General features: G+C 66.6%; 4 protein-coding genes. 2 read left to right on the forward strand and 2 right to left on the reverse strand.

What is annotated here, in order from left to right; translation table 11 throughout:
• A protein-coding gene (locus tag BN12_RS17655; RefSeq protein ID WP_407667809.1) for an IS3 family transposase occupies positions 1 to 1,198 on the forward strand; the annotation gives its coding sequence in 2 pieces (ribosomal slippage) (positions 1 to 258 and positions 258 to 1,198; 1,199 coding nt annotated over the 2 pieces). This gene is flagged as partial in the annotation.
• A 453-nt stretch (positions 1,199 to 1,651) separates the two neighbouring features.
• On the opposite strand, the gene BN12_RS23945 is transcribed toward BN12_RS17655, so the two are convergent.
• Together BN12_RS23945 and BN12_RS17665 are read right to left on the reverse strand one after the other, a co-directional pair.
• Complete coding sequence (locus BN12_RS23945) at positions 1,652 to 3,280, reverse strand: DUF6119 family protein (RefSeq protein WP_157635547.1); 1,629 nt, start codon at positions 3,278 to 3,280, stop codon at positions 1,652 to 1,654.
• Positions 3,281 to 3,696: 416 nt separating this feature from the next.
• Positions 3,697 to 4,209 carry a hypothetical protein gene (locus BN12_RS17665; protein WP_235432456.1) on the reverse strand — a complete coding sequence of 171 codons (513 nt, stop codon included), beginning with the start codon at positions 4,207 to 4,209 and terminating at the stop codon, positions 3,697 to 3,699.
• A gap of 630 nt (positions 4,210 to 4,839) precedes the next feature.
• Here BN12_RS17665 and BN12_RS17675 point away from each other — a divergent pair.
• Positions 4,840 to 6,734 (forward strand): BTAD domain-containing putative transcriptional regulator (locus tag BN12_RS17675; protein ID WP_048554515.1); only part of this gene is annotated, 1,895 nt, incomplete at its 3' end.

Below are 6,734 nucleotides of genomic sequence, written 5' to 3' on the forward strand. Positions count from 1 at the left end.
CCCTGATGGGTGCCAAGAGGAAGAGTTACACCCCCAAGTACCGGCAGGAGGCTGCGCGTCTGGTTATCGACACCGGTCGGACGATCGCGCAGGTGGCGCGGGAGATCGGGGTCGGGGAGCAGCTGCTGGGGCGGTGGGTCGCGATCGAGCGGTCGCGGATGGTGGACCCGCCGGCGGCGCTGGACGTCGATGAGCGGGCCGAGCTGGAGCGGCTGCGCGGGGAGAACGCCGAGTTGCGGATGGACCGGGAGTTCCTGAAAAAAGCAGCGGCCTTCTTCGCCACGGAGACCTCGAGCCCGAGCGGGCGTTCGCGGTGATCGAGGGGGAGAAGGCCGCCACGAGGCATACCATCGGGCGGATGGCCGAGCTGCTGGGGGTGTCCCGGTCCGGCTACTACGCGTGGGCGGCCCGACGGGACGCGGCGCCCGGTCCTCGGCAGGCGCGCCGGGCTGACCTGCTGGGCAAGATCAAGGTCGCCCACGACGCCTCCGACGCGGTGAACGGGGCGCCCCGGATCACCGCGGACCTGCGCGAGGCCGGTGAGGTCGTCTCGGTCAAGACGGTCGCGAGGTTGATGCGGGAGAACGACATTCGTGGGATCAGCCCGCGCCCGTGGCGGCCGGTCACCACCCTGGCGGACGCCAACCCGCACGCCATCCCCGACCTGGTCGGCCGCCGCTTCGACCAGGAGGCTCTGAACGTGGTGTGGACCTCCGACATCACCTACCTGGCCACGGGGCAGGGCTGGCTGTACCTGGCCGCGGTCCGCGACGGCTGCTCCCGCCGCGTCATCGGGTACGCCTTCGCCGACACCCTGCACACCGACCTGGTCGAGACCGCGCTGCGCCGCGCGGTCACCTTCCGCGACGGCGACACCAGCGGCGTGGTGTTCCACGCCGACCGAGGCGCCCAGTACACCTCGGCCCAGCTCTCCGACGCAGCCGCCGACCTCGGGGTGCGGCTGTCCGTGGGTCGGACCGGGGTGTGCTGGGACAACGCCCAGCAGGAGAGCTTCTGGTCGACCCTGAAGACCGAGCACTACAACCGCTACACCTTCCCCACCCGCGCCGAGGCCATCGCCGCAGTCAGCACCTGGATCGAGGACGTCTACAACCGCCGACGCCGGCACTCCGCCCTCGGCCAGATCAGCCCGGTAGCCTTCGAGCACCGGTTCACCACCGCGGCACAGGCCGCTTAACCGATGTCCACGAAACGGGGTCAACCCCAGTGTAACAACCGCCGCCGGGGCCGGTGTAGAGCCCCCCTCCAGGACCGGTGTAGCAGCCACCGCCGGGGCCCGTGTACAAGCCTCCTCCCACACCGGTATAGGCGCCGCCGCCTACGCCGGTGTAGAGCCCCCCGCCTACGCCGGTGTAGAGCCCCCCGCCCGCGCCGGTGTACAGGCCGCCTCCCACGCCGGAATATCTGTCTCGCGGCCACCCGTCCGGGTCGATCCAGTCCGTCATAAGCAAAGCCTTGCATTGTCCACTGACATTCGGAGCCTGCGAGAGGGATGCCAGCCCATGTGAGCTCGGGTGGTACACGACGCTCGACCGGTAAGACTCTCTGCTCGGTGGATCTGGGAGCGTCTTCTGGAAGAGGCGTGGAAGCCCGAATCGGGACCGATAGATAAAGGTGTTCGCGATTTTAGTTACTGCGAGGCAGAGCTGCGGGGTTTTCGCGGCTTCGGTCGGCCGGCTCGGTCTGTCGCGTCCGGGACTAGTTGAACGGTCGTCGTGACCCCCATCGCTTTCAAGGCGACGAGTGCGCGGCGCAGGGAGATTCGCGAGAACACTGGCAGGTTCGCGGACTTTCGCTCCGGGGTGCGTTTGTGGCTCACGATCGCGATTGACGCCGTGTAGGCATTTTTCTCGAGCGCCTCCGCGACTTGCTGTGCGGTGTCGTCGCCAGCTTTCTCCTTTACGAGCTTCAAGAGCTTTTCCGCCGCTTCCTCGTTTGTTCGAAGGAGTTGCACCGAGTTCGCGGCTTGATTAAAGAGATGGCTGAGTGTTGCCGAACTCGTGCCGATCTTAACGTGAACGAACTCTATGGTGCCTTCCCCGATGCGAAGGATGTCGCACGGTTCGACCTGAGTTTGTCCGGCAGGGCTGATGTTGGTCTGATCGAGGCAAACGCTTCCAGTCGCAACGCTCACTTTGGTGTTGTACTCGGCCTCGCTTGTCCACTCGTGCGTGGGGAGTGTTGTATCTATCCAGTACGGGTCTAGGAATTCTTGGAGCGACTCGAGGAGTCCTGTCGCGACTCGGAACCAAGCTCCGTCACTGAAGTGGTAGCTGTACCCTTCACCTGCCTGCGTCTCAAAAACTAGTGAGCGGAAGATGCTCCAACGCTGTTTCGTCTCGTGACTACCGTCTAGGAGAAGCAGCTCATCGTGCTTCAGATCGTCCACAGTGAAGGATTCGGCAGTGATGCCCTTCCCTTCCAGGTATTCGCGGTAGTGCTTGATGTAGACATCGTCAAATATTTCGCTCACTCCACGGCCTGAAAACTGGACGTAGGTTTCGTCGCCATAGTCCAGAACATCTGGCACAGTGAGGACTATTGGCGCGGAGACGTCGAACACTGAGGCGACCAGACGTTCATTGAGCGGATTAATCGTGTCAGGATCTGTGATGGGGCGAATCTGAGCAATGTCTGGGAAGGTCTTGCGGAACTCCTTTGACTTGTAAAGCTGGTGCAAGCGTTTCAGTAGAAGCGCAAGATCACCTGGCTCCGTCGGGGTAGTCACCCTAAGGCTTGCAGCACCGGTGACACTACGAACGAGGTCGCTGTGCTCGGATCTCGCTTTCCCGGTCAAGCTCTTGAGGACGGAACTGTCGCTTGTGAAGCTCAATAGTGCGAGGTCGCCGTCGTATGGAATCTGAGTTCTACGCCGTTGTGAAGATTCTGGGTCGAGCGTATCGGTGCTTTTCAGTTTGTTTGGATCGACGGCGTTGAGGACAACTCGTGTTCCGAAGTCGTGAACATAGGAGTCTTCCTTTAGAAGATGCTGTCCCGCGCCAAAAGCTAGCGCAAACGTTCGCTTTCCGATTCCAACGAAAGCGATTGCGGAGTTTGACTGCTGGAAGAGATCCTCGCTGAGGCCCAGATACGTCTTCCACCAGGGTTGCTTCGGATGTCCTGGTTTTAGGAACACGCGAAGATTGGGGATGACGTTGGCCGCTACCTCGGTCTCTTCGTAGCCGCCGCTGTCCTTGATTGCCTGTTCGACTGTCACGCCAGACTTCAGCAGATAGATCGACATCGACTTCGCTGCCACCACCGACCTCCTCAGGTGAGTCGATGCGAGCGTCGTCTGTCGCGCTAGTCATCGTTGGCTAGACCCGGAATCGCCGGGTTGAGGTAACGATAAGGCTGAACATCCCGGCAAGCGGTCATTTAGTGAACGAGTTCAGGCACGCCACCACGGTCCGCCTGCTGGGGTCGACCTTCTCTGGTGTACTCCCATACCGTCATCCGGCTGACCTCAAATCGCTTGGCCATCGAGATGACGCTCTCGCCCCCGTCACGCGCCTTTGAATCGCGTCTATCTGCTTGGCCGTCAGAGGCGTTCGACTCCGTCTCTTTGGCTCCGTCATCGCCCCGGCCAGCCCGGAATCTGCCGCATACCCCGACGAGCCGAGACCCCTCCTCGCCAGTTCCCAGACTGCTTCGAGCCGCTCGACGCGCTTCCGCTCATGTGATTGGAGTCCGACCCGGTCCACCAAGAGGTTCGTACTGAACCGTGGGTATGGCTGAACGCCGTGATGGGTGACTCTGACGGCTCAGACCGTCGGCAGGTGCTCCGCACACAAGCCGACGGGCGGGCTTCTCCTCGCTGTCGAGGTGCGCCTCGCAACGGATGCAGGCGACGCCGCGGAAGACCACGCTCGGCTGGTCGGAGTCAGCCTGGACAGGTGTCGTGTCGTAGGCGCCGGAGAACCGGGCGGTCAGCCGCGGGTGGCGTCTGCCGGGGATGCGGTGCAGCTCGGCCTCGGTGCGCGGCGGGTTCTTCTGTCCTCCGGCGATCACGGCGAGCGCCTTGCGGGAGGCCCGCTCGCTGAGGCGCAGGGCCATGGAGTAGTCAGCGTTCACGGCGCTCATCTCGTGCCTGGCGAGGTCGGCGAAGGCGACGTCGTCCACATCGGTGGTGATCAGGTACCTAGCCCCAGCTGCGATGGCGTCCGCGATGACCTTCCGGTCCTTCATCGTCTTCGTGGCCAACCCGAGTGTGCTGCGAGCGGTCGGCGACAGGTCAACGCGGAGGTACGTCCTCCGCACGACCGACGTCGGCGTTGCGCCGCGGGCGTGGCGATCAGCTTCGGTCTCGACGTGCTGTGACCAGGTCCAGCGCAGCTCGTCCGCACTCGCCCCAGTGAGCACCAGGGTGCGCGTGAGCAGAGACGCGAGCGTATTGGCGTCGGATCGTCACGACGGCCATCGGGACCATCAGCGGCGCTGATCGGAGGGCGGTGTATGCCAGGACCTTCTGGACGTAGAGCATCATCGGGATTCCGACGCCGGTGATCGCGAACCCCATGGCGGTCATGCCGACGCTCGCGAGCGTGAAGTCGCGGTCCCGGAACAGGCGTCCAGGACGTGCTCGAACGCCAGCCATCCGACGCGCCCGAACGATCCTCGGGCGAGGCTCCGTCGTCGTGACGACGCCTGCCGTCCGAGCGGATCGAGAGCCGTCACCGCCGGCGCCGAGAGGGCGCTGACCAGCGACGTCGCGCTGGGGCAGGTTGGAGGGCACTCTCGAACCTTCCACCCACCAGAACAGGTGACCTGCCGCCGATCTCCCCGCGTCGGAGCGGGTTCGTCCCCGATACTTTGCGGGTGCGCGTCAACGTGCTCGGTCCGCTCCAGGTCGTCTCCTCGGACGGCGAGGTCGCCGCCGGACCCCCCAAGCAGCGAGCCCTGCTGTGCCTGCTGGTCATGCACGCCGACCGCATCCTGAACCCGGGGTCGATCATCGATCACCTCTGGGGGGAGCACCCTCCGGCCAGCGCCGGCGCCAATCTCCAGGTCTACGTGTCGCAGTTGCGCAGGCTGCTCGAGCCGAACCGCCGTCGCGACGAACCGCCGCTGATCCTGGTGACGGAGGGTGGTGGATACGGGCTACGACCGAGCGCCGCGACGCCGGGCGCGCTCGAGCTGGACGTCCGCGACCTCGACACCCTGCTGACCCGGGCGCGTGAGCTCGCCCTGAGCGGGCGTGCCGACCGCGCCGTCGCGACGCTCGACGAGGCGCTGGGCCTGTGGCGCGGCGAGAGCTACCACGACGTCCGCGACGAGTCCTGGGCGCGCCCCGAGATCGCCCGACTCGCGGAGCAGCGCGCCACGGCCGTCGAGCAGCGCGCCGAACTGCTCCTGGCACTCGGGCGTTCGGCGGACGTGGTGACCGCGATGGAGGCGTTCCTCGGGGCCGAGCCGCTGCGGGAGCGCGCCTGGGAGCTTCTCGTGCGGGCGTACGTGGCGCAGGGCCGGCAGGCCGATGCGCTTGACCGGCTCCGCACGGTCCGGCGGCTGCTCGCCGAGAACCTGGGCATCGACCCAGGGCCCGCCCTGCGCGATCTCGAGACGGCCATCCTGCGCCAGGCCGTCGCCGCGCCGGAAACACCCCGTGACCACACGGCTGTCGACAGATTCGTGGGGAGAGCCGCCGAGCTCGCGACCCTGGAGCGGGCGCGACGGGACGCTCTGACCGGGTCTGTGGTGGTGCTGCTGTCCGGCGAGCCCGGCGTCGGCAAGTCCACCCTGCTGGCACGCTTCGCGACGGCCCAGTCGCTCTGGGGCCGCTACCCGGACCACGCGACCCCCCCGCCGCTGTGGGGATGGGAACAGGTGATCCGCGCCGGCGCGCTGCTGCGCCCAGGGGCAGCCCTTGCGCCTTCGCTGGCCGAGCTGCTCGCGTCCGACAACGGGACTCGGGACACCGGCGGGGGAGCCCGGCTGCGCTTCTTCGACGACGTGGTCGATTTCCTCGCGTCGATCGGTCCCACCGAGGTGATCCTCGAGGACATCCACGCCGCCGACGAGGCGAGCCTGCGGCTGCTCGAACACGTGGCGGCCGCGCGCATCCCCGGGTTGCTGCTCGTCGCCAGCTTCCGGTCGCACGAGACGGCCGTGCTCACCGCCACCCTCGCTCGGTCGGCCCGGGTGGGTGCTCGACGTGTCGGGCTCGAGGGCCTTGTCGAGGACGACGTGCGCGAGCTCGTCGAGCAGCTCCGGGGCACCGACCCCGGACCCGACAACGCCCAGCTGTTGGCGGAGCGAACCGGCGGAAACCCTTTCTACGTCACCGAACTGGCTCGCGCCGGCGGCGAGCTGCCGGCCGGCGTTCGGGACGTGCTGTGTGATCGTGTCGATCGCCTCGGGCCGGAGGTGGTCTCGGCTCTGGAGGCTGCCGCGGTGGTGGGTGAGGAGTTCGAGACGTGGATGGTCGCCGAGACCGGCGACCTGTCCCTGGAAGCCACGGCACTGGCGCTCGACAGGGCATACCAGGCCGGTCTCGTCCGCGAGTCCCGGGCCGGGTGCGGCCAGACCTTCAGCCACGCGCTCGTGATCGACGCCCTGCTCGCCAGGCGCTCGGCGGCCTGGCTGGCCGTCCACCACGAACGGTGCGCCCGCGCTCTGGACCGGACGGCGGCCGGACGATCCGACCTGCTCGCTGCCCGGGCCGGGCACTGGATCGCTGCGGTGGAGCTCGGCCCGGACCGGGCGGCGGCAGC

Source organism: Nostocoides japonicum T1-X7, from assembly GCF_001046855.1.
GTDB lineage: Bacteria > Actinomycetota > Actinomycetes > Actinomycetales > Dermatophilaceae > Nostocoides > Nostocoides japonicum.

What these genes read in the sequence shown, in the direction of transcription:
- BN12_RS17665 (WP_235432456.1), bottom strand. Translation starts at nt 4,209, where the DNA reads ATGAAGGACCGGAAGGTCATCGCGGACGCCATCGCAGCTGGGGCTAGG.